Raw genomic sequence first — 22,138 nt, forward strand, 5'->3', positions numbered from 1 at the left:
GGGGAGAGATGGCTGTTGCATCATCTGCGTGGGCTTCCGGCACCTCGCGACGGCGTGCGACCTACGTGCCGCTTCAGCGCGGGGGGTTGCGCTCGGCATCGCAGGTCGCGTTGGTCGCGTCGTGTCTGATCGCCGCCTCCGCATCCGTCGCGCTCGGCGCCCTCGCGCTCATCTGACACACCGACTCAGGGGAAGGGACACCATGGGAAAGCTGTACTACGGGGCTGACACGGAGGCCGTCGTCATTCCCGACCGACTGTTGAGCCACATCAAGGTCGTGGCCGCCACGAAGCTGCGCCGCAACGAGTCGTTCACGCTCTCATGGGTGCATGCGCCGGGTGAGCCCGTCGGGCGCTCGACGCTCTGGCTGCAGCCCTCGATTCCGATGCGCTTCGTGTTCGACTCCGTCGAGCCCGAACAGCTCGACCCGGTGACGCTGCGTACCCTCGCAGACCAGGCCGCGTCGAGCGCAGGCATGCACGTCGACTTGACGAAGGACGACTTCGGCATCCAGAAGAGCACGACCGAGCGAAAGCTCGCCTCGGTCGCCTGATCCGAGATCTCGCGAAGCCCCTGACCGCCGTCGCTGCGGTCCGGGGCTTCGCCGTTCTGGCCGGTCGCCGCTCACGAGAGTGCGCGACCGTCGGGGATCACTCCGTCGGATGTCAAGGCCCTCGGTGTCGCTGCGTACCTCGCGCAGCATGGCCCGCAGGTATCCGACCACGACGAGAGGACGATCATGAACACGACCGCCGACCCGCGCGAGGGCGAAGGAGCCGAGGGATTCCCCGGGCAGGAGCAGTCGCAGCCCGGCAAGACCGCGCCGATGGAACCGCAGCCCGACCACGGCGAGCACAGCTATCGCGGAACCGGCCGACTGACCGGGCGCCGCGCACTCATCACCGGCGGTGACTCGGGCATCGGGCGAGCAGTGGCGATCGCGTTCGTCCGTGAGGGCGCGGACGTCGCGATCGGCCACCTCCCGGAGGAGGCCGATGACGCCGCCGAGACGGTGCGATGGATCGAGGAAGCCGGAAGGCGCGGCGTCGCCCTTGCCGCCGACATCCGCGACACGGACGCCGCCACGCAGATGGTGGAGCGGGCGCACGAGCGGCTGGGAGGTCTTGACCTGCTGGTGCTCAACGCCGGCTACCAGCGCGATCGAGAGAGCATCGAGACGATCCCGCTCGACGATGTGAAGCGCGTCTTCGACACCAACCTCGTCGGTCTGATCGCCGGCGCACGCGCTGCGGTGCCCCATTTGCGGGAAGGCGCCTCGATCATCGTCACGAGCTCGGTGCAGGCGTTCTCGCCCTCGCCGTCGCTGATCGACTACGCCATGACGAAGGCGGCGCAGGTCGCCTTCGTGAAGGCCCTGGCCGAGGAGCTCGGGCCTCGCGGGATCCGGGTCAACGCCGTCGCGCCGGGGCCGGTGTGGACGCCGCTGATCCCCGGCACAGGATGGGACCAGGAGCGCATCGAGACCTTCGGGACGGACACGCCCCTGGGTCGCGCCGGTCAGCCGGCCGAGCTCGCCGGAGCCTACGTGTACCTCGCCTCGGACGCGGCACGCTATGTCAGCGCCGCTGTTCTGCCGGTCACGGGTGGCAAACCCCTCTGATCGTCGACGACCCGTGCCGGTCGTTCGTCTGCGGAGCCTTGCATGCGCATCGCGGACGACGACCGGCATGGGTGCGCTCGGGGACCGATCATCGGAATCAGGGTCGCGACCGAACGGCGCGCAGGCAGGAGTGAAGAAGCGGCATGGGACGACTCTGGTACGGGCGCGAGGAGTACTTCGTGGTCGAGGACGATCTGATCGCGCACCTGCGCGTCGTCACGATGAACAAGCTCCGTCGTGGAGAGGCCTTCATGCTGACCATGCCCACCGCCGACGGGACGGGCGGGCGACGGAGCCTCTGGATGTCTCCCGCGGTGCCGATGTCGTTCACGTACTCGCGTCGCGGCACCGTGCAGATCAGGCGAGAGCTCATCGAAGCGCTGATGGATGCGGCCAACAGCCCAGACGGGCTCGATGTGCAGGAGTTGATGACGGGACACACCCCGTCGTAGATGTCCGTTGCCCGGTGCCGTGAGAGCATGTCGACGTCGCACACTCGAAGGAGTTTCGCCATGCCCGATCCGCGCCGCCGACCTCTCGGCACGGGAGCGCTGACGCTTGCGCCCGCCGAGGCGCCGGAGCGTTGGCGGCTCACGGGGAGCGAGGAAGGAGCCCCCGAGGCCAACTGGGGCCACTGGGTGCGCCTCGCGCAACGGATCCTCGAGGTCGACGTCCTGTCGCGCGAGCGCGAGGGACGCGGCGACGCCTGGGATGAAGGTTTCGCCGCCGGTCACGCTGCGCACGGCGACGACACCGCGAACCCCTATCGCTGACCGCCGTCCTGCGCCGCGAGACGCAACGCATCCGCTCCGAGGCCGAACACCTCGCGCTGCACGCCGGCGATCGCCGCGGGGTCGTCGCCTCGCAACTGGATCACCACGGTGACACGCTCGCCCTTCGCCGTCTCGCCCGACCAGGATGCAGCGAGCACCCCCGGTGCCGAACCGCCCTTGAATCCCAGGTAGGGCAGAAGCGTGCGATCGAGATCCGCGCCGAGTCCGGGGTTCTTCGAGAGGATGGCACGCACGGTCTCGTCGCCCGTGTCGAGCAGCGCCTCATGCACCGCGGCAACGGTGGCGGGGCTCGCGAACCAGTCGACGCCGTTGTTCCAGGCCGGGCTGGTGACGCTCGCCGCATCCACCGAGAGGGGAGCGGCGTCGACGCCCTCGAGGAGCCGTCTCCGCTCCGCCTCATCGGCGTCGCGCCACTGAGCCAAGAGCGCGGAGTCTCCCCATCCGAGAGTGAAGAAGTCCTTCGTCGTCAACCACGGCGCATTGCCCTGACCCCCGACGCTCGCGAATGCCGCTTCGATGCGCTCTCGTCCGAGTCGCCGGATCAGCAGATCGGTGGCGGTGTTGTCGCTGATCGCGATCATCGCCTGAGCCGCCTCGCGGACCGAGATCCCGGTACCGACGGGTTCGTCCTGGAGTCGCCCGGAGGGCAGGCTCCGATCCGCGTCGGCCAGCACGAGCGTCTCGTCCCACGTCAGCTCCGAGGAACGCACCGCCTCCGCGGTCGCGAGCAGCACGAACAGTTTGAACACGGAACCGAGAGGGGCGGCGTCGTCCGCCCGTCTTTCGACGAGCTCCTCGTCGCCGCGGGCGATCAAGACCCCGACCTCGCCGGGCAGCCGATCGAGGCGATCAGCCACGTCGTCGAGCGAGGATGATGCTCTTCATGGCTCGGACGCGGGGCCGAGGAGGAACGCGACGATCTTGTCGTCGTCGTTGATGGCGACGGTCATGTCGAAGGGTTCGCCGATCGCACCTCGGATCGTCGTCACCGCGGAACGTTCGTCGCCCCGGTAGGCCGTGACGGTGAAGGGCGCCGCGGGCCGGATCTGCGTGTTGAGCAGGTCGGCGACTTCGCCGGCGGACACCTCTGCGGTGAAGACGGCGTCGAGGTGAGGCTCCCACTCGGCGGCTGTGGTGTCGTGCTCGGCGCCGAGGACGTCGATGATCCACGACGTCTTCTCTCCCACGGGGGTATCGGCGATCTCCACGGACGAGGGTGTCGTAACCGGCGCGTCGGGTGCGTCGGCGGCGGGCGCGCAGGCCGTCAGAGCGAGCGCCGCGGTAGCGAGGAGAGCGAGGGACGAGTACGGGCTCAGCCGGCGGGGCATGGCGGGGTCCTTTCGTGGGGGATCCCATCCACGCTATGCACGGCGCGACTCGAGCGCCTCCACCTGGCGGGGGAGTTCTCGAACGCGCGTCAGGAGCCGGGGCGCTCGATCAGCAGCAGGCCCTGCTTGGTGTCGGCGAGCGTCATCCAGCCGTCCCCGAACTGATACGTCATGCCGTACCCGTCCGAATCCGGGTTGAGCACGTTCGCCTTGTTCTCGGTGATGTACTCGTCGCCGACGCTCGTCCAGCCGCCTGCGAGCAGTTCGCTCCGGGCGGTCTGGGCTTCGGCGTCGCTCACGGGCGCCCACCCGAACACCTGGACGTGATCGCTGGCGACCGAGTAGTCGCCCCAGACGCACTGAATGCCCTCCGGGAAGGTCAGGCTGCCGACCCGGAACACGTCCTCCTTCGCGGTCCACTTCGCCTTCGCGAAGTCCGCGATCACGTCGTCCGGGAGCAGTGACTCGCACGTGGGCTTGTCGATCGTGCCGGGTGTGGGTTCGCTGGTGGCGACGGGGGTCGGCGTGGAGGCGTCCGGCGCCGACGCGGGAGTGGAGGCGGCCGGCTCGGGAGCGGCCGAGCTCGAGCATGCGGCGAGCGAGATCGCGCCGGCGACGAGCAGGGCGGCGCAGAGCGAGGAGCGGATGCGGCGGGTCATGCCGTGGCCTCCGAGTCGGTTGCACGGGCGAAGAAGTCGAGGAAGGACTGGTGGAGCGCGCCGTTGGTGGCCAGCACCGACCGGGTGGAGAGGGAGTCGGTGCCGTCGAAGGCCGTCATCCGTCCGCCTGCTTCGGTGATGATCGGTCCGAGGGCCGCGATGTCGTACTCCTTCACGTCGAACTCGGCGACCATCTCGAGCCGCCCCTCGGCAAGCAGCATGTACGGCCAGGCGTCGCCGTATCCGCGGTCGCGCCACACGGTGCGCGAGAGCCGGATGAGTCCGTCCAGGTGACCCGCATCATCCCACTGCGCGATGCTCTGGAAGCTCACGCTCGAGCGGTCGAGGCTGTCCACGGTCGACACGGCGAGCCGGCGCGGCTGGGCTCCGCCGTTCGTCCAGGCGCCCTCGCCCTGGGCAGCCCACCACCGGCGTCCGATCGAGGGCTGGCTCACGACGCCGACGCGGGGCACGCCGTCGACGGCGAGCGCGATGAGCGTCGCCCAGATCGGGATGCCCTTCAGGTAGTTATGGGTGCCGTCGATCGGGTCGATGATCCACTGGCGTGCGCTGTCTCCGGCCGATCCGAACTCTTCGCCCAGCACCGCGTCGTCCGGCCGTTCCGCGGAGAGGATGGCGCGAATCGCCTTCTCGGTCGCGATATCCGCCTCGGTCACGTAGGACGCGTCGGGCTTGACCTCGATGCTGAGGTCGGCGGCATCGAAGCGCGACATGGCGACGGCGTCCGCCGCATCCGCCATTCTGAGGGCGAGCGCGAGGTCGTCGGAGAAGCTGCCCGCGAGCGCGCCGGAGGACGAAGTGGGGGACATGACCGTCAGCCTACCGGGCCGACACCGGCTCGATTGGCGCTCTGCTTCGCCGGGTGATAGCGTTGTCCCTCGGTTCGGAAAGTGAGTTTCTCGCTCCGGATCACGCACCTCTAGCTCAATCGGCAGAGCAACTGACTCTTAATCAGTGGGTTCAGGGTTCAAGTCCCTGGGGGTGCACCACAAGGAAGGCCCGGAATCACTGAGCAAAGCTAGTGACCGGGCCTTCCGGCGTTTGCGGCTCCGGACGGGCAGCAGCGCGAAAACAGCGCGCGTGTCTCAGCCGAGCGGTGTCGGGGCGCTGCGGCAAGATGAAGTCGTGGTTACCGGATGGCACAAGCGCGGAGCGGACCCGGCGGAGCTCAAGGCTCTTCACCCGGGCGTGCCCTCGTGGATGCGTCGGCAGATCATCATGTGGGCAGACGCGTTCTCCGCTGAGGCAACGAACTCGTCATTCGTAAGTGGCAACCCAGATCCCGCGGTTCTTGAGGACTATGAGACGGCCGTCAGACGACGCGAGTCGCTCGTCGACGGGTTCAGCGGCGAGGGCGCGGAGTATCTGCTGGACGAGATGGGTCAGGACGAGTTCCTGGACTTTGTTGACTATCTCGTCTACCGAGTGAGTCGAGATCCGGACGCGTATCCCGACGCGTTGGATCTTCTTGAGGACATCCTTCAGCGCGCGGGTTCGGAGTGGCGGGTCGGGGAGCGAGATGGATTCGCGTCTCTGGAAAAGCGGGTGCCTGAAGGTGTCTCCATAGCCGCCGCGGAAACGATCTCGAACTCAGGCAACGCTGGCGGGCTGCTTGCGGAGTCCTGGCATGCCGCGTTCGGCAAATCTCCTCACACCGAAGAGGCCTATGAAAAGGCCATCAAGGCTGTCGAGGAAGCAGGAGTGCACATTGTGACTCCGAAGGATTCAAAGTCAACGCTCGGCAAGATGATAAGTGTGATGAAGAGCCAAAAGGATTGGAAACTCGACCTCCCGACTCCCGACGCGGACGTAGCAATCAAGATGGCCGACGCGCTCTGGGTTGGGCAGGAGAGCCGTCACGGTGGAAATGGATACCGGAAGCCGACACAAGCTGAAGCGGAGGCTGCCGTCTTGCTCGCTGTTCCCCTCGTGCAGTGGTTCACGTCTGGTGCTCTCGCGCGGCGCTAGACGCGGGCAGGACTACCAGTCGATCATCGCGCCGCTGATGACGTTGTTGATGAGGCGCTCGATGAAGATCACGGCCTCCTCGCGGCCCACGGTGTACCCGGTCGGGTGGCCACAGCGGTTACGCGTTTTGAGCCCGTCGTCCAGGATGCTCCGGGCGTTCTTGTTGAAGACGCCTGCGTCCTCGCACAGCAGGAAGAAGTTCGCGTCGTTGACGTATAGCAGATCGTTCTTTTTGGATATCTTCCGGTAGTTGTGAGCGGTCTCGAACCGTGCTTTGTTCGCCGCCTGCATCGCTTTGAACCCGCCGCGGTGGCCCTCAATCACCGAGTACAGGTGCTCGATCGTGGCTGCCCAAACCATGAGCACAGCGCCTCGATACGCATTCGCTTCATAGCAGTCGATGGCCTCTTCGAGATACTGCCGATATGTCGCCGGGGCGCGCTGTGCTGACTCCCGGAGCGAGTGGAGCGCTTGGGTGGGTGCCTGACGGGCGATGTCGGTGACAGGGAGTCGGTACGCCTCTTGAAACTCGCGAAGGCGGTCGAGGTTTGGTTCCCAGCTGTCAGTCACCATCGTCCGCGATGGGCTTATCGAGCACGTATCGCGCCATGTTCTTGAATATTTCGCGTACGGTGTCTGCGGTCGCGTCGGCCGCGATATGAATCTCGACATTGACGTGCACGCTCGGGCTTGTCGATACGGAAACGGTGGGGGTCGGCGGAGGGGCTGGCAACATCTGCGTACCGGTCGAGACGGGAGCTGGTGTTGCCGGAACGGCGGTCGCGGCCGAAACGTCGCCGTTAGAGTCCGCCGGGCTGGTGTCGTCGCCAGACTCATCTGGCGTGGCTGCGGGAGGGGAGCCGTTCACGAAGGCATCGACCGCGGCCAGATTGAACGTGATTCGCGTCTCCTTGCCGCCTCGGCCGACCAGGAAGCTCCCTAGCCCTGCTCCCTCCACGACGCGCCCGAAAGTGACCGCCCCCGAAAGAAGGGTAGATCCCTTCAAGCCGCCCAATGTGTCCTGGTGAGACGCTTCCCAGTACTGCCCGACTTCTGCGGCGGTGGCTTCAGATTTCGAGCCGTAGTGCACCCACTCCAGAGTCGCCTTGTAAAGGTCGACGCCCGCGAGCGTCTCGCGCAAGGCCGCCTGCGCATCGCTGTTGAAGAGCTTTCCCCGCTCGGTCATGCGGAGATTGGTTCCATCGCGCAGAATCAGGCCGAATTCGACCACCGCGCTGATCTTGCGGTCGTCGATGCTCCCAAGCGCCTTCTGCATCGTTGACTGATCGACCCACCCGATCTGCTTACCCAGATAGCTCAGCAACTTCTGAATGTCTTCGACAGACGCCCTGATCGGGACCATCTAGTTCCTCCTTGAATGCGACCTTGCGAAAACCATATCGACAAGATGGAACGGCGGTGTGCATTTGAGTCGCTAGCCGTGGCGTCGAAGTGGCTGGACGTTCGTCAGATCGGCCTCAGCCGCCGACATGATGTCGTCAAGGATGTCCACGTTCGGGCGTGCGTCGAGCAGATGCCCGTAGACGTCAACGGTCGTCTGGTAGCTAGCGTGGCCCATCCATCGGCTGACCTCGTAGAGCGTGCACTGGGCACCCTTGCCGATCATCGAGATCATGACCGTGGCGTAATAGTGGCGGAGGTCGTGCCATCGAACGCCGATCAGCCCCAACTCCTTCAGCGCGGGCTTGAAGTAGTACCGGATGACCGAGCCGATATCGAACTGTCGGTCGTAGTCCAGCCCGCGCGGGTCGCCGCCGCTCCCGGGGATTCGCCCTGGCCACAGAGCGGCGCTGGGGTCGTCCCGGTGTGGGTGCTCGGCGAGGTAGGCCGCGAGATCGTCGCGTAGGGCTCGGGGCAGAGGCGTAGTGCGCCGTCCCGCTGCGGTCTTGGGCGTGTCCGTCTTCCATCCGCCCTTGACCCGGCGCACCGACCGCTCTACGCGGACCTCGCTGGCAACCCTGCCCATGCTCGTGACGTCCGCCACGGTCAGCGCTGCCAGCTCGCCCTCGCGGAGTCCGGTGTGCGCGGCGAACCGCACCAGTAGCCCATAGGGAGCGTGGCTGTCGAGTAGGCGAGAAAGCTTGACGACGTGAGCCGGCTGCAACGGGAACTCCCTCCGCTTCTCGACCTTGACGCGCGGCTTCTTGACGGCCTCGCATGGGTTCGCCGCGACCAGCCCATGCCGGTGCGCGTACTTGAAGACGGTGTTGATCGCGATCCAGGCTCCGTGGACGGTGCTCGCGGAGAGCTTCTTCTTCGTCCGCTCGGAGTCCTATTTCCGTCTGGGATCACCGAGATGATCCAGGGCGCTGCGGCGAGCGAGTGCTGCACGATGAACAACAGTCCCGGCCCGACCGCATAACGCAAGCCGCCGTGACCGCCCTCCCGCTGCTGCATGGTGCGCGCCGGCGCGATCGTCATGAGAGTCAGCCCGAATGCGAGCATGGCGATGACAACGCCCACTAGGAACATGGTCACCCTAAACCGGTGTTTCCCCCGCTAGGCGTCAGGTAGCCGGTCGCGCTCGCGTACAGGAACACGATCAACGCAACGAACCCAGTGCCTCCATCTGCACCGCTACTTCGCCAGAACTTCTCATCCCTCACCCCGTTCAGCGGCCAGAACGGCGAGCGCTCGGAGCGCTCGAGTTCGGTTATGCCGAAGGCCTATTGGTCGAGTGTGTCCGCCTCGGTGTGCCCCCGCGATTCACCATCCGCGAGATCCCGCGCCGCTCACAGCCGGTCTCTGATCCTCAATCAGCTCAGCTCAGCTCAGTTCCCGACGCCTCATGTCCGCGAATGCTTGCACCGCATCGTGGTGGTCGCTGGTCACTGATTCCGGAATCTCGAACTTAATGTTGAGCGTGATTCGAGGTGTCTCTCCGCGGCCGAGGAGCGCTGACAGTTCATCGAGTTCGACCCGGAACTGGTCGACAAAGCGGCGGATTTCCTCTATCGGCTGATCCGCGTACTTAGACAAGGCGCGAAACATCGCGCGGCCCTCTTCTCCGCTACTTGCTAGGGCCCGCACACGGTAGGACCAATCGAGCATCTGTACGTAAATGGACGTCATCCGGTTGGCTAGATGTCGGATCAGATCGGGATCGCCCGGTTCCCCAGGTGCCCCTAGCGCCAGCTCTTGTGTGCGTTGATCCAGTAAGTCCTCGAATACTTGGGTCGTCGTCATGAGTCTGGCGAGTTCCGCAGATGAACGGTCCAGAGCGACCGCGTCGGGGACGTGCTCCCCAGCGACTGCAAATCTCATCAAATGGTCGCTGTACTTGCTCTGATTCTCCTCGATGCCCACGGCCAGCCAGTACCCGAAAAGTAGGTACTCCCAACCCCCCGGACGCTCGCCTAAGAGGATCGCCAACTCGGCGTCAGTTCGTGGCACGCGGCCGTTGAATTTGCGCGCACCGTTCGACTCGGGGTGCTGGAGCTTTTCCGCGATCGCCGCAGCCACGCCAGCGGGTCCCTCTTTCAGCGCTTCCAGGTGTCCGATCGTGCTCTGAACGCCTGCAAGTTGGGTCGAGTCGAAGCGCACCGGGAGCAGGTAAGGGGATTCGGCCTGCATGGCGCGTGCAAGCACACTACGTCGCTCCAACCGCGTCCAAGGCTTGGCCGCATAAGCCGCCGAGATGAACATGACAGCGTAACGAGATCGCCGCTCGTAGACGTCTGCGAAGAACTCGGTCAGGTCTTCACCCCACAGATCGGCCTTAGCGTCCTCGTCGTAGAACACTGTGAACCCGTCAGCTTGCACGAGGCGCACGACCTCCTCCACGAACTCCCGTTCCTCACCTGCGAAGGTGACAGCGACGTCAAAATCTCTGTCCGGACTAGCGCTCATGATCCCCCCATGGACATCCGGTTCAGCGTACGGCCTGATTGATCCAGGGGTGTGGTGCCGCGCGGCTTCCTGTGCCCCGTGCTGTGCCCGCAGCGGGCGAGACACGCGGGATCATGCGGCTCTCGCGGGCAGCAATTGAGTCTGAATCAGAGGTCGGTGGCTCGCACCTCACTCCGGGTCGGGTAGCCAGACTGCGTCGATGTCCGGTGGAGCGGGAGGGTTCGCCGTCTTTCGGGCGAGGGCATCTGCCTCTGAGTCGGACTTTCCAAACGCCTTGTGCACGATGACGCCCGCTCGGTAGAGGCTCAACACCTCGGCGTGATCTCGCTCGTACTCGCGCTGCGTGTTGAAAACCTCCAGCGAGAAGATCAGCGCGTTCAGGTATGTCGATAAGCGCTCGGCGGGCGGGTCATTCGCGCCGATGACTGAGGCGAACGGGTCAGGCATTGTCGCGACGAGAGACTCAATCTCATCTGCCGTCATGGAGTATTCGAGACGGTGAGCGGCGCTGTTTCTGACCGAATTGAGCTTGCGAAGCGTCGGCCCGAAGACCAGCGGCACTGCGCCGAACGCGAGGGCGACGTTTAGTTTCAGCGCGAAGGTCACGCGATCAGTGTTGAGCTCCGAGGCGTGCGGTGCGGCAATGCTGATGCCGCGGTTCATGCAGCTTTCTACCCATAGATGACCCTTGAGGAGGGCGCTCAGCGGGTTCGTGTCGTCCACGTGCTCACGCAGCAGGTTCTTGTCGAGTGGCATAGCCACTAGCTTGGCTGATGCGCACGAGCCGTGTCCTGTACCGCGCTACACCATTGACTCGCGCGGTAAGCGTAGAAACCTGGCACGTTGCCGAGACTCACTGGGCGAGCGTGTCCGCGGGCGGCGTACGATCGCTTTACACGCGTCGTAATGGCGGGCTTCAGGCCAACACAACCACGCCCGTGATGCGCTCGCCGGCTTCTGCGCCTGGAGCACCGCGATGGCATTGAGCCTGGGAACGCTGACCGGGTGACTAGACCTGCACGACAAGCAGTGCTGGAAAGGCTGCCCGGGAAGCTGGAGCTGTCCGGCACCGCCATGGAGTTCGCTGTCGGTGCTGTCGCAGTCGGCGTCGGCGCGGCGCTCCTGCAAGGCTTGTTGGATGCCATCGAGCTGGACAGTGCCAGCCGGAAGATCAGCCCCCAGATCGGCCTCGCCGAGCAAGAGAGCGCCCGCGTGGGTGGCGTCGCGCGGACACCTACGGTGAGAGCGTCAAGGACGTGAGCAACGCGGTGGCCCCGGTCATGTCGTCGTTCGACGGGATGCGCGGCGCGAGTGACGAGGCGGTGGAGGGGATGACGGCCAAGGCCCTGACGTTCTCGGCGCGTTCGAGCTGGACGTGGCCCGGTCGACGCAGGTGGTCGGTCAGCTCATGAAGCTACGTTCTGGCCCAGTCCATTGCCGAAACACGCGGGCGCTGAGTGGGCACACTGCGGGCAAAAGACGCAGGGCAGAGGCGGTTGGAGGGGGGATGCACACAGCGCCCGCTGCCACCGATCTCACGCGAACTAGGGCCGCAGCGGACGCTATCGGATGGACCCGGATGGTACAGTCCCGTGACTCTTAATCAGTGGGTTCAGGGTTCAAGTCCCTGGGGGTGCACGGATTGCCTCGACAGATCTCGCCATCTGCCGGGGCTTTCTGCTTTCCGGGGCGACGCTAGGCTGGCGCCGTGCAGCTCGAGCCGGTTTTCACTGCGGTCGCCGTGGCCTTCGAGGTCGTCGGAGCGACGGCGATGGTCGTGGGAGCGGTGATCGCCGTCGCTCTCGCGGCACGCTCTCTCGGACGCCGGGAAGGTGGACGAGCGGCGTTCATGGTGCTGCGGACAACGCTCGGGTCCGCGATTCTCCTCGGCCTGGAGGTGCTCGTCGCCGCCGATCTCATCCGCACGATCACGTCCAAGCCCTCGCTGGAGGATGCGCTCATCCTCGGCCTCGTCGTTCTCATCCGAACGGTGCTGTCGATGTCGATCCAGATCGAGATCGACGGCGTGCTTCCGTGGCGACGTGCGCTGTTGACCAGCGGCGGTCAACTGATCGGCGAGGCCGTCGCGCGCGACCGGCGCGCGTCAGCCCGATGACGTCGGAGATGGCGGCGCTCGATCGATAGTGTCGGGTGATGCGCTTGTTCTCTCCCGTCGCCGCTGCGGCGGTACTCGTGGCCGCGTTCGGCCTGACCGCCTGCTCGGCGCCCGCCTCGAGCACCACGGCGACGCCTTCCCTCACTTCGACGGCTTCCGCCGAGCCGACGTTGGCGGTGGGGGCCGTCGTCGATGCGACGACCGCGCAGGAGATCGGTACGCGCGGCACCCAGCGCGCCTATCCCATGGCCGACGGCAGCTTCGTCGTCGTCGACAGGGGAGAGCCGTTGCCGGCCGCGGTACAGGCGGACATCGACGCGAAGGCCGTCGCGTTCTCCGAGGAATGGGGCAGTGACGCGCAGGCGGCGGCGACGTCGGCTTCGTTGCGCGCCCGCGAGAAGGTCATCGCGGATGCGTCGTGGGGCACGGGTAAGCGCCCCATCCTCATCTTGAAGATGACCGCGTACGAGACTGCCGAGGCCGAGACGCCGACGACGTTCTGGATGGTCAACGGAGCCGGCCCCGCTCCGGACGGAGTTTCGCGCTCGCGCGAGGAGATGACCGCCGTCGTGAACGACTGGCTCGCCCAACAGGACGATCCGGACCTGTACGTCGTCATCCATGGCTGAGGGATCAGGCAGGAGGAGCGAGCTCGGATGACCAGTCCACGACACATGCCTGACCCCCGACTCGACACCGAGGTGACGAACCATCTCGCCACGACACACCCCGACCTCCTCAGAATCGCGGGGAGAAGCGGACGGGTGAACGCGCTCCTTCTGTTGCCGCCGCTGCTGAATCTCGCGATCGTGCTGTGCCTGGTGCTCTTCTGGTCGCAGTTGTCGCGAACACCCGCCTACATGGTGGTCCTCGGGGGGATCTTCTGCGTCATGCTGAGCCTGCTGATCGCCGGGATCATCCTGGGCCGCGGCGTGAAGCGCGCGTGGCTCGTTCTCGACCGCGAAGTCGGCGAGAAGTTCGGTGCTCGGATCGTCAGTGTTCGCGACGGAGTCGTTCGCGTGCGTCGTTGACTCGCTCGTCGGCGTTCACGCCGAGGGGCGGTCGAGAGGGCCGAACAGGGCCTGCCAGAGCCACTGCGTCGCCGTCTCGATGGAGGGAAGCGGGTCGCGCGCGAGCCAGGCGGTGATGACGCCGAGGGCGCTCCCTGTCACGCTCGCCGCGACGACGTCGACGGGCAGGCCGTCGAACACCGGCGGTGCTTCCTGGCGCACCGCGTCGCCCACGATGCCCTGGACGCGGGTGCGCAGCTGCGCCGCGACGGCGAGTGAGCCGTGCTCGCCGAGCACGAGCCGGTAGAGGTCGGCGTTGTCGGCGATGTGCTGCAGGTAGGTCGTGAGCTCGGCGGGCGGCTGGCTGATGTCGCGCGGGTCGGCCGAGCGGATGATGCGGCTCGAGACGTCGTCGACGGCCGACTCCAATGCATCGGCGAGGAGCTGATCCTTGTCGGCGTAGTGCTGGTAGAAGCTGCTGCGGTTGACTCCGGCCTCGGCGGCGATGTCGGCCACCGTGATGGCGTCGAGCGGACGCTCACGGGCGAGCGCGAGCAGTGCCGTCTGCAGACTCGCTCTCGTTCGTGCCACGCGGGGATCCATCCCGCCATCTTGGCAGAGCACCGGCCCGCTGCTGAGAGTTGTCCCACACGTGATGGTTTTGCAACACGTGTCGGATATCCTCGACGAGGCTCGATGGTGCGCCGCATCCCACCTCCTCTCGGAAAGGCACGTCGTGGCCCAACTCCTCTACCGGCTGGGGCGCTTCTCGGCGCGCCGCGCCTGGATCGTCCTGGTCGCCTGGGTGCTCGCCCTGGGTGTCGCGGGCGGCTCGTTCGTCGCCTTCGGCGGCACGCTCGCCACCTCTTTCAGCATTCCCGGAACCGAGACGGAGCGCGTCAACGATCGGCTCGCCGACGCTCTGCCGGATCTCACCGGCGCGAGCGCCCCCGTCGTGTTCCAGACCGATGGGCAGTCGTTCACCGACGAGCAGAAGGCCGAGATCACCTCGCTCCTGAAGGACATCGCCGGTCTCGACGGCGTCGCGGGCACCGTGGACCCGTTCCAGACCCAGGCGCACCGCGCCGATCAGGCCGCGCAGCTCGAGTCCGGCGCCGCCCAGCTCACGCAGGGCGAGGCTCAGCTGGATGCGGCCCAACAGCAGCTCGATGCGGGCAAGGCCCAGCTGGACGCCGCCGTCGCGCAGGCCCAGGCGGCGGGCGTCTACGCCCAGGCCGAGGCGCAGTTCACGGCCCAGCAGGCGCAGATCACCACGGGTCAGCAACAGCTCGACGCGTCACGTGCTCAGCTCGAGGCGCAGAAGCCGCAGCTCGAGGCGGGCAAGGAGCTGCTCGACGCTGCATCCGGGATCCGCACCGTCTCGACCGACGGTGCCACCGCGATCGGCAACGTCGCCTTCACCGAAGACATGTTCTCGTTGCCGCAGGAGACGAAGACCGCGGTCGCCGACCGCCTCAAGAGCGCCGACATCGCCGGGGTCAGCATCGATTACTCCTCGACGATCGCCCAGTCGACCGACGGCCTCATCGGAGTGGGGGAGCTCGTCGGCGTACTCATTGCGGCGCTGGTGCTCGCGATCATGATGCGCGCGCTGCTTCCGGCCATCACGCCGCTCATCGGCTCGCTCATCGGCGTCGGTGTCGGAGTCGCGGGATCCCTCGCGTTCTCCGACGTCGTGGACATGGCATCCGTGACGCCAATCCTCGGTGTCATGCTCGGCCTCGCCGTCGGCATCGACTACTCGCTGTTCATCGTCAACCGCCACCGCAAGCAGGTGCTCGCGGGCATGGAGATCGGCGAGTCGATCGGTCTCGCCAATGGCACCGCCGGCAATGCCGTCGTCTTCGCCGGCACGACCGTGATCATCGCCCTCGTCGCCCTCCTCGTCACCGGCGTGCCGTTCCTCGGCGTCATGGGCGTGGTGGGCGCGGCGTGTGTCTTCGTCGCGGTTCTCGTCGCGATCACGGTCACGCCAGCGCTGCTCGGGCTCATGAAGCTGCGGGTGTTGCGTCGCGGGCTCCGTGCGAAGGTCGGGCATCCCGACCATGCGCCGGCGGAGCTTCGCCCCATGCGCACCGGTCGTGTGGTCGCCGCGGGAGCCGTGGCGATCATCGCCCTGCTCGTGATCGCGATCCCCGCCCTCTCGATGCGCCTCGGCCTGCCCGACGGCTCCTCGGAGGCCACCGACACGACCCAGTACCGCGCCTACACGGCGGCGACCGAGGCCTTCGGCGCCGGCATCAACGGCCCGCTTCTCGTCGTGGCGGAGACGCCGCAGGCGGTGGATGAGGCCGACCGGGTCACGACGCAGGCCGATATCGTCCGCACGCTCATGTCGCAGGACGACGTGGATGCGGTCGCCCCGATCGCCGTCTCGGATGACGGCAGGACCTTCGCGTTCCAGGTCGTTCCTCAGGACGGTCCCGCGAGCGAGTCGACCGAGACGCTCGTGCACGATCTGCGGGCCCTGTCGCCTCTCGACGGCGACATCGAGCTCGGTGTCGCGGGTCAGGCGTCGGCCAACATCGACGTGTCGCAGAAGCTCGCCGACGCGTTGCCCGTCTACCTCGCCGTGGTCGTGGGGCTGTCGCTCGTGATCATGGTGCTGGTGTTCCGATCGATCCTGGTGCCGATCATCGCGACCGCAGGCTACGTGCTGTCGCTGTTCGCGGCGCTCGGCGCGGTCACGGCCATCTACCAGTGGGGCTGGCTGAGCGACGTGTTCGGTGTGCACGACCCCGGCCCGGTGCTGAGCTTCGGGCCGATCATCCTCATGGGTGTGCTCTTCGGCCTCGCGATGGACTACCAGCTGTTCCTCGTATCGGGGATGCGTGAGGCGTACGTTCACGGCGCTCCGGCGCGTGCGGCGGTCGTGGCGGGCCTGCGCGGCGGACGGGCGGTCGTGACGGCCGCCGCGATCATCATGATCTCCGTCTTCGGCGGCTTCGTCTTCAGCCACCTGGCGATGGTGCGGCCGATCGGCTTCGGGATGGCGATCGGTGTGCTCTTCGACGCGTTCGTCGTGCGCATGGTGATCGTCCCGGCGCTCATGCACCTGTTCGGGCGCGCGGCGTGGTGGCTTCCGCGCTGGCTCGACCGCATCCTGCCCGATGTGGACGTCGAGGGCGCGGCGCTCGAACGCGCTCACCCCGTGCAGCACTGACTCTGCACGACACGTGAGAAGGGTGCCCGCCGTCCGGTGGGCACCCTTCTCGCTTCTTCGTGTCAGGCCGCGTCGCCGACGAGGACGGCGACGCCTTCTTCGGCCGCATCCGCCGGGCGCTCATCGATGCGACGCAGGGCGCGGCGGCCGAGCGCGATCGTCAACGCGGCGATCACGATCGATGCCGCGGCCACGAGGTACGGCACCGTCGCGTTCGAGGCGTGCCACAGCCACGCGGCGAGCGGGGGAGCGGCTGCTCCGCCGAGGAAGCGGACCGCGGAGTAGGCCGACGATGCGACGGCGCGCGGGAGATCCGTGGCCTCCATGACCGCCTCGGTCAGTACCGTGTTCATCACGCCGAGGAGCAGGCCTCCCACGACGATGCACGTCACCAGAGCGGCGGAGCTCGCCACGAGGATGCCGCCGACGACGAGATCGATGGCGAGCAGCGGCAGCACGACCAGCATGACGCCCGAGCGGGTGAAGCGGCGCAGCAGCAGCGGCGCGACCCAGACGCTCGTGATCGCGAGAGCGACGCCCCATCCGAAGAAGGTGAAGCCGATCCCCATCGCGCCGAATCCGAGCGGGAAGGGCGAGAAGGCCAACAGCGTGAAGAACCCGATGTTGTAGAACAGGGCCGCGACCGCGAGCACGGCGAGGGCGGGCCTGCCGAGAGCTCGGAACGGCGCCGAGAGCGGCACCGGCGAACGCTTCTCCTTCGGGCCGCGCAGCAGCACGGCGACGGCGATGAAGGCGATGGCCATGAGTGCGACGACGCCGAAGAACGGGCCGCGCCAGCTCACCTCGCCGAGCAGGCCGCCCAGCAGCGGACCGACCGCGATGCCGACACCCAGCGCGGCCTCGTACAGCACGATCGCCGCGGAACTGCCCCCGCTGGCGGCCCCCACGATGGTGGCGAGAGCGGTGGAGATGAACAGGGCGTTGCCCAGACCCCACCCGGCCCGGAATCCGATGATGGCGTCGACGCTGCCCGACAGAGCGCTGAAGAGCGAGAAGACGACGATGAGGGCGAGACCCGCCAGCAGTGTCGCCTTGGCGCCGATGCGACTCGAGATCCAGCTCGTCACCAGCATCGCGAGGCCTGTCACGAGCAGGTAGCTCGTGAAGAGGAGCTCGGTCTCGACGGGGGTGGCCTCGAGCGACTCGGCGATGGCCGGAAGGATCGGATCCACGAGACCGATGCCCATGAAGGCCACGACGCAGGCGAACGCGACGGCCCATACCTGTGCGCTCTGGCGCCAGACGGACGTCGTCCCCGCGCTCATCGTGCCGCTCCTGCGAAAGCGTCGGTGCGCGACATCAGGATGCGGGAGGCGTGCTCGAGCGCCGCCCACTCCGCCTCGTCGAGATCGACGAACAGCGGCTCGAGCGTCTCGCCGAGCTGTGTGCGCCACGCATCCATCGCCTCGGAACCCGCGGGGGTGATCGAGACGCGTGTCACCCGGGAGTCCTCCTCGTCGCGCTCGCGCGCCACGAGGTGCAGGTCGGCGAGCTGACCGACCAGGCGGGTCATCCCGGGCTGTGTGGTGCGGCTCAGCCGCGCCAGGTCGCCCACGCGCTGGGGGCCCTCCTTCTGCAGGATGCTGAGGGCGCGCCACTGGGCGGCGGGCGCATCGTTCTGTGTCGTGACGGCGGCGACGCGGGTGAGCGCGTGCGCGGCGACGACGATCCTCTCGATGGCTTCGGCTTTTCGCATATCCCAAGTATATACCCCAGGTATGTAATGCTGGGGTGGAGCAGGCACGGATGGACGGCGCCCAACCGCCGTAGGCTGGGACGATGACTCCCGACGACATCGTGATCGTTGCCGCTGCCCGCACGCCGCAGGGGAGGCTGAAGGGTCAGCTGGCCTCTCTGGCGGCCCCTGAGCTGGGCGGGGTCGCCATCCGCGGCGCGCTGGCACAGGGCCGGGATCCCCGCATCCGCCGTCGACGCCGTCCTCGTCGGGCAGGTTCTGCCCGCCGGTACCGGGCAGAACCCCGCGAGACAGGCGGCGATCGCCGCCGGGCTCGGCTGGGATGTGCACGCCGCAGGCGTGAACAAGGTCTGTCTCTCCGGGCTCACCGCCGTCATCGACGCAGCCCGGATGATCCGCGTCGGCGATGCATCCGTCGTCGTCGCCGCGGGTATGGAGTCGATGAGTCGCGCACCGCACCTGCTGACCGGCTCGCGCGACGGATACGCCTACGGCAGTGTCGAAGTGCTCGACCACATGGCCTATGACGGGCTCACCGACGCGTTCGACCGCGTGAGCATGGGTGAATCGACCGAGCGTCGCAATGCCGACTACGAGGTCACGCGCGAAGAGCAGGATGCGGTCGCCGCCCGTTCGCACCAGCGCGCAGCCGCTGCTGTCGCCGCCGGTCTCTTCGACGCCGAGATCGTGCCCGTCGAGGTACCGCAGCGCCGGGGCGAGCCCGTCGTCATCACGCGCGACGAAGGAATCCGCGCCGACACCTCCGAGGAGGTGCTCGCGAAGCTGCGTCCGGCCTTCGCCGAGGGTGGGACCATCACCGCGGGCAACTCGTCCCAGATCTCCGACGGCGCATCGGCCGTCGTGCTCACGACGCGCAGCCACGCCGATGCGCAGGGATGGAAGGTGCTGGCCGCGCTAGGAGCGAGCGGGCAGGTCGCCGGTCCCGACAACTCGCTGCATGCGCAGCCGGCGCGGGCCATCGCCCGCGCACTCGAGAGGCAGGGCCTCGCCGCGTCCGATCTGGATCTCGTGGAGATCAACGAAGCCTTCGCAGCGGTCGTCGTCCGCTCGCAGCGCGAGCTCGGCGTCACAGACGAGGTCGTGAACCCGCAGGGCGGCGGCATCGCGTTGGGGCACCCGATCGGGGCGTCCGGAAACCGACTCGTCGTCCACGCCGTGCACGAGCTCGTACGGCGTGGATCCGGCACCGCTGCGGTCGCGCTGTGCGGCGGTGGCGGTCAGGGCGACGCGCTCATCCTCGTGCGCTGACGACCGCGAGCGGGAAGGCCTCAGCGGCGCAGACGCTTGCGGAGAAGCTTCGTCTCGTCGCCGGAGACCGGGGAGTCGCCGGCGGCCACGTGTCCGCGCTTGGCGCGGAAGGTGTCGACGATCGCGCCGATGGCGAGTGCGAGCGTGATGCCCCAGCTCACCCACGCCAGCGCCGTCCTCCAGGTGAAGGGCTCCTCGTTGTTGCGCAACCCTCGAAAGAGCGTGGCGCCACCGAGAAGGGCGCTGAACAGACCGGAGCCGAAGAGGTAGGAGCGCATGAGGCCACGCTATCGCGGGAGGATACCCCCTCGCTCGGGGCTTGCGCGAACCCCTGGAGGCCCTGCAGGCCGCTGTTAGCCTGAGTGGCATCCCGAGAGACCAGGAGTGCTCGCGTGCCGCAAGCAGAGTTCGTCGTCGTCGCCAACCGCCTTCCCGTCGACCGAGACGCCGACGGCGGATGGCGTCGCAGCCCCGGCGGGCTGGTCACCGCGCTCGAGCCGGTGATGCGAAAGAGCGACGGCGCGTGGGTCGGGTGGGCCGGAAAGCCCGACCTCGAACTCGAGCCGTTCGACGCCGACGGCACCCACCTCGTGCCGATCACGCTCAGCGCGGAAGAGGTCGAGCTGTACTACGAGGGCTTCTCGAACGACACGATCTGGCCGCTCTATCACGACGTGATCGCAGCTCCCCGATACCGCCGCGAATGGTGGAACGCCTATGTGGCCGTCAACCGCCGGTTCGCCGAGGCCGCCGCGGACGTGGCCGCCGAGGGTGGCACGGTGTGGGTGCAGGACTATCAGCTGCAGCTGGTGCCCCAGTTCCTGCGGGAGCAGCGGCCCGACCTCACGATCGGATACTTCCACCACATTCCGTTCCCTGCATACGGTCTCTTCTCGCAGCTGCCGTGGCGTCGTCAGGTGCTCGAGGGACTCCTCGGCGCCGATGTGATCGGCTTCCAGCGGGTGGCGGATGCGGGCAACTTCGCCCGAGCGGTGCGTCGCCAGCTTCGCTACGAGACGAAGTCGACGGGCATCAAGGTTCCGCAGGCCGACGGCTCGGTGCGCATGGCGCTGGCCAAGGCGTTCCCGATCTCCATCGACGTGGCCTCGTACGTCGAACTCGCAGAGCGGCCGGAGATCCAGGCGCGCGCCGCCGAGATCCGTGAAGAGCTCGGCAACCCGCGCCACATCCTGCTCGGCGTCGACCGCCTCGATTACACCAAGGGCATCCGCCACCGCATGAAGGCCTTCGGTGAGCTGCTGCAGGACGAGCGGCTCTCCGTCGAGGACGTGACCCTCGTGCAGGTCGCGAGCCCCAGCCGCGAACGCGTGGAGACGTACCAGCAGCTGCGCGACGAGATCGAGCTCACGGTGGGGCGCATCAACGGGGATTACGACACGATGGGCCACACGGCCATCCGCTACCTCCACCAGGCCTTCCCCAAGGAGGAGATGGTGGCGTTGTACCTCGCCGCCGACGTCATGCTCGTCACGGCGCTCCGCGACGGCATGAACCTCGTCGCCAAGGAGTACGTCGCGAGCCGCATCGACAACCGCGGCGCGCTCGTGCTGAGCGAGTTCGCCGGAGCCGCCGATGAGCTCGGCAGCTCGCTGCTCGTGAACCCCCACGACATCCAGGGGCTCAAAGACACGATCGTCCGGGCGATCGAGATGACACCGGGCGAGCAGGGACGCCGGATGCGGGCGCTGCGCCGTCGTGTGCGCGAGCACGACGTCGAGGACTGGTCGCGGGAGTTCCTCGCCGCGCTCGCGGGGATCCGGGGAAGCGGCGCGGCGTGAGCGATCTCGAGAGCCTCGCACACACCCCGCGGCTCCTGGTCGCGCTCGATTTCGACGGCACGCTCTCGCCGCTCGTGGACGAGCCGATGTCGGCGCGGATGATCCCTGCGGCGCGCCGCGCGCTGGACGCCCTGGCTGCCCTGCCCGTCACCGACGTGGCCCTGGTGTCGGGGCGATCGTTGGCCGATCTCCGTGTGATCAGCGAGCACACCGACGACTCGCTCTTCCATCTCGCGGGCTCCCACGGCGCCGAGACCTGGCACCCCGGTGCTCGGGCGGGAGAGGGCGATGCTGACGACCCCGCGGATCGGCAGCTTCTGTCCGAGCTGGTGGCGGAGTCCGAGCGCATCATCGCGGACGTCGACGGAGCGTGGGTGGAGCCGAAGGCCTTCGGGCTGGGCCTGCACACGCGCCTCGCGCGGCCGGAAGCGGCGCAGGCGGCCCAGCGCGAGATCGACGCCCTCATGGCTGAGCGTGCACCGGGCTGGCGGCGGCGCACCGGCCGCGACATCCTCGAGTTCGCGTTCCGGCACGAGGGCAAGGACCAGGCGGTCGCGGCGCTGCGCGAGCGTCTCGGTGCCACGGCGGTGCTGTTCGCCGGCGACGACGTCACCGACGAGGATGCGCTGCGTTCGCTCGGAGAGGGCGACCTGGGCGTACACGTCGGCGCGGGCGACAGCGCCGCATCCGTGTCCGTCGAAGACCCTGCGGCGCTGGCGGCCCTCCTGGACCGGCTGGCCCGACTGCGCGCTCAGCGTTGACGGCTCGGCGACCGTGACAGG

The 22,138-nt window shown here is 67.5% G+C and carries 26 protein-coding genes, 2 tRNA genes and 1 pseudogene; 16 read left to right on the top strand and 13 right to left on the bottom strand.

All coding sequences use genetic code 11. The annotated features are described in order from the left end of the window. Nucleotides 1-202 precede the first annotated feature (202 nt). From QE374_RS00005 to QE374_RS00020, 4 genes are all read left to right on the top strand, one after another. Nucleotides 203-553: a hypothetical protein gene (locus QE374_RS00005; protein ID WP_309731109.1), complete on the top strand. Its 351-nt coding sequence runs from the start codon at nt 203-205 to the stop codon at nt 551-553. Between the two features lie 186 nt (nt 554-739). Continuing rightward, entirely contained in the window at nt 740-1,621 is an 882-nt protein-coding gene (locus QE374_RS00010) for an SDR family oxidoreductase (RefSeq protein ID WP_309731111.1), read from the top strand. Between the two features lie 143 nt (nt 1,622-1,764). Next, nucleotides 1,765-2,073 (top strand): hypothetical protein, encoded by a 309-nt coding sequence (locus tag QE374_RS00015; RefSeq protein WP_309731113.1) that lies wholly within the window; start codon nt 1,765-1,767, stop codon nt 2,071-2,073. A gap of 60 nt (nt 2,074-2,133) precedes the next feature. Continuing rightward, on the top strand, nt 2,134-2,394 hold the full coding sequence (locus QE374_RS00020) for a hypothetical protein (RefSeq protein WP_309731115.1): 261 nt from the start codon (nt 2,134-2,136) through the stop codon (nt 2,392-2,394). Here QE374_RS00020 and QE374_RS00025 read toward each other — a convergent pair. From QE374_RS00025 to QE374_RS00040, 4 genes are all read right to left on the bottom strand, one after another. Further along, complete coding sequence (locus tag QE374_RS00025; RefSeq protein ID WP_309731117.1) at nt 2,385-3,272, bottom strand: serine hydrolase; 888 nt, start codon at nt 3,270-3,272, stop codon at nt 2,385-2,387. The genes QE374_RS00020 and QE374_RS00025 overlap by 10 nt on opposite strands. A gap of 24 nt (nt 3,273-3,296) precedes the next feature. After that, nucleotides 3,297-3,743 (bottom strand): Cpe/LpqF family protein, encoded by a 447-nt coding sequence (locus QE374_RS00030; protein ID WP_309731119.1) that lies wholly within the window; start codon nt 3,741-3,743, stop codon nt 3,297-3,299. 89 nt (nt 3,744-3,832) lie between these two features. After that, nucleotides 3,833-4,402 (bottom strand): hypothetical protein, encoded by a 570-nt coding sequence (locus tag QE374_RS00035; RefSeq protein WP_309731121.1) that lies wholly within the window; start codon nt 4,400-4,402, stop codon nt 3,833-3,835. After that, nucleotides 4,399-5,232: an inositol monophosphatase family protein gene (locus tag QE374_RS00040; RefSeq protein ID WP_309731123.1), complete on the bottom strand. Its 834-nt coding sequence runs from the start codon at nt 5,230-5,232 to the stop codon at nt 4,399-4,401. The genes QE374_RS00035 and QE374_RS00040 overlap by 4 nt, the downstream gene beginning before the upstream one ends. A 104-nt stretch (nt 5,233-5,336) precedes the next feature. On the opposite strand from QE374_RS00040, the gene QE374_RS00045 reads away from it, so the two are divergent. Together QE374_RS00045 and QE374_RS00050 are read left to right on the top strand one after the other, a co-directional pair. Then, nucleotides 5,337-5,412 (top strand) — tRNA-Lys (locus QE374_RS00045). Nucleotides 5,413-5,548: 136 nt separating this feature from the next. Beyond that, entirely contained in the window at nt 5,549-6,391 is an 843-nt protein-coding gene (locus QE374_RS00050) for a hypothetical protein (protein ID WP_309731125.1), read from the top strand. Between the two features lie 12 nt (nt 6,392-6,403). Here QE374_RS00050 and QE374_RS00055 read toward each other — a convergent pair whose 3' ends face one another. From QE374_RS00055 to QE374_RS00075, 5 genes are all read right to left on the bottom strand, one after another. Further along, nucleotides 6,404-6,961, bottom strand: coding sequence for a hypothetical protein (locus QE374_RS00055; protein ID WP_309731127.1), 558 nt, complete (start codon nt 6,959-6,961; stop codon nt 6,404-6,406). Continuing rightward, nucleotides 6,954-7,754 carry a hypothetical protein gene (locus QE374_RS00060; protein ID WP_309731128.1) on the bottom strand — a complete coding sequence of 267 codons (801 nt, stop codon included), beginning with the start codon at nt 7,752-7,754 and terminating at the stop codon, nt 6,954-6,956. The genes QE374_RS00055 and QE374_RS00060 overlap by 8 nt, the downstream gene beginning before the upstream one ends. A 72-nt stretch (nt 7,755-7,826) precedes the next feature. Further along, nucleotides 7,827-8,516, bottom strand: a complete 690-nt coding sequence (locus QE374_RS00065; protein WP_309731130.1) for a site-specific integrase — start codon at nt 8,514-8,516, stop codon at nt 7,827-7,829. Nucleotides 8,517-9,178: 662 nt separating this feature from the next. Further along, complete coding sequence (locus tag QE374_RS00070; protein ID WP_309731132.1) at nt 9,179-10,261, bottom strand: TIR domain-containing protein; 1,083 nt, start codon at nt 10,259-10,261, stop codon at nt 9,179-9,181. Nucleotides 10,262-10,429: 168 nt separating this feature from the next. After that, on the bottom strand, nt 10,430-11,017 hold the full coding sequence (locus QE374_RS00075; protein WP_309731134.1) for a hypothetical protein: 588 nt from the start codon (nt 11,015-11,017) through the stop codon (nt 10,430-10,432). 249 nt (nt 11,018-11,266) lie between these two features. On the opposite strand from QE374_RS00075, the gene QE374_RS00080 reads away from it, so the two are divergent. From QE374_RS00080 to QE374_RS00105, 6 genes are all read left to right on the top strand, one after another. Then, nucleotides 11,267-11,521 (top strand): hypothetical protein, encoded by a 255-nt coding sequence (locus tag QE374_RS00080; RefSeq protein WP_309731135.1) that lies wholly within the window; start codon nt 11,267-11,269, stop codon nt 11,519-11,521. Beyond that, entirely contained in the window at nt 11,518-11,673 is a 156-nt protein-coding gene (locus tag QE374_RS00085) for a hypothetical protein (RefSeq protein ID WP_309731138.1), read from the top strand. The genes QE374_RS00080 and QE374_RS00085 overlap by 4 nt, the downstream gene beginning before the upstream one ends. A gap of 159 nt (nt 11,674-11,832) precedes the next feature. After that, nucleotides 11,833-11,899 (top strand) — tRNA-Leu (locus tag QE374_RS00090). A gap of 70 nt (nt 11,900-11,969) precedes the next feature. Further along, entirely contained in the window at nt 11,970-12,377 is a 408-nt protein-coding gene (locus QE374_RS00095) for a DUF1622 domain-containing protein (RefSeq protein WP_309731139.1), read from the top strand. 38 nt (nt 12,378-12,415) lie between these two features. Continuing rightward, nucleotides 12,416-13,006 (top strand): hypothetical protein, encoded by a 591-nt coding sequence (locus tag QE374_RS00100; RefSeq protein ID WP_309731141.1) that lies wholly within the window; start codon nt 12,416-12,418, stop codon nt 13,004-13,006. Nucleotides 13,007-13,141: 135 nt separating this feature from the next. After that, nucleotides 13,142-13,408, top strand: a complete 267-nt coding sequence (locus QE374_RS00105) for a hypothetical protein (RefSeq protein WP_309731142.1) — start codon at nt 13,142-13,144, stop codon at nt 13,406-13,408. A gap of 15 nt (nt 13,409-13,423) precedes the next feature. Here QE374_RS00105 and QE374_RS00110 read toward each other — a convergent pair whose 3' ends face one another. Beyond that, a complete protein-coding gene (locus tag QE374_RS00110; protein WP_309731145.1) occupies nt 13,424-13,990 on the bottom strand; it encodes a TetR/AcrR family transcriptional regulator in 567 nt (188 codons plus the stop codon). Nucleotides 13,991-14,123: 133 nt separating this feature from the next. Between QE374_RS00110 and QE374_RS00115 the strand changes: the two genes are divergently transcribed. Beyond that, nucleotides 14,124-16,571: an MMPL family transporter gene (locus QE374_RS00115; RefSeq protein ID WP_309731147.1), complete on the top strand. Its 2,448-nt coding sequence runs from the start codon at nt 14,124-14,126 to the stop codon at nt 16,569-16,571. 62 nt (nt 16,572-16,633) lie between these two features. On the opposite strand, the gene QE374_RS00120 is transcribed toward QE374_RS00115, so the two are convergent. Beyond that, nucleotides 16,634-17,857, bottom strand: a complete 1,224-nt coding sequence (locus tag QE374_RS00120; protein WP_309731149.1) for an MFS transporter — start codon at nt 17,855-17,857, stop codon at nt 16,634-16,636. Continuing rightward, nucleotides 17,854-18,288 carry a MarR family transcriptional regulator gene (locus QE374_RS00125; RefSeq protein ID WP_309731151.1) on the bottom strand — a complete coding sequence of 145 codons (435 nt, stop codon included), beginning with the start codon at nt 18,286-18,288 and terminating at the stop codon, nt 17,854-17,856. Before QE374_RS00125 ends, QE374_RS00120 begins: the two co-directional genes overlap by 4 nt. 83 nt (nt 18,289-18,371) lie before the next feature. Here QE374_RS00125 and QE374_RS00130 point away from each other — a divergent pair. Next, nucleotides 18,372-19,557, top strand: a pseudogene (locus QE374_RS00130) (acetyl-CoA C-acetyltransferase). A 20-nt stretch (nt 19,558-19,577) separates the two neighbouring features. Here QE374_RS00130 and QE374_RS00135 read toward each other — a convergent pair. Beyond that, entirely contained in the window at nt 19,578-19,835 is a 258-nt protein-coding gene (locus tag QE374_RS00135; RefSeq protein ID WP_137417275.1) for a hypothetical protein, read from the bottom strand. A 114-nt stretch (nt 19,836-19,949) separates the two neighbouring features. Here QE374_RS00135 and QE374_RS00140 point away from each other — a divergent pair, with 114 nt between their 5' ends. Both QE374_RS00140 and otsB read left to right on the top strand, forming a co-directional pair. After that, the gene (locus QE374_RS00140) at nt 19,950-21,356 is read left to right on the top strand and encodes a trehalose-6-phosphate synthase (protein WP_309731154.1); all 1,407 of its coding nucleotides are present in this window, start codon (nt 19,950-19,952) and stop codon (nt 21,354-21,356) included. After that, nucleotides 21,353-22,117, top strand: a complete 765-nt coding sequence (gene otsB / locus QE374_RS00145; protein ID WP_309731156.1) for a trehalose-phosphatase — start codon at nt 21,353-21,355, stop codon at nt 22,115-22,117. The genes QE374_RS00140 and otsB overlap by 4 nt, the downstream gene beginning before the upstream one ends. The last annotated feature ends 21 nt before the right edge of the window (nt 22,118-22,138 follow it).

The sequence above is a fragment of the Microbacterium sp. SORGH_AS_0428 genome (assembly GCF_031453615.1).
Classification (GTDB): Bacteria; Actinomycetota; Actinomycetes; order Actinomycetales; family Microbacteriaceae; genus Microbacterium.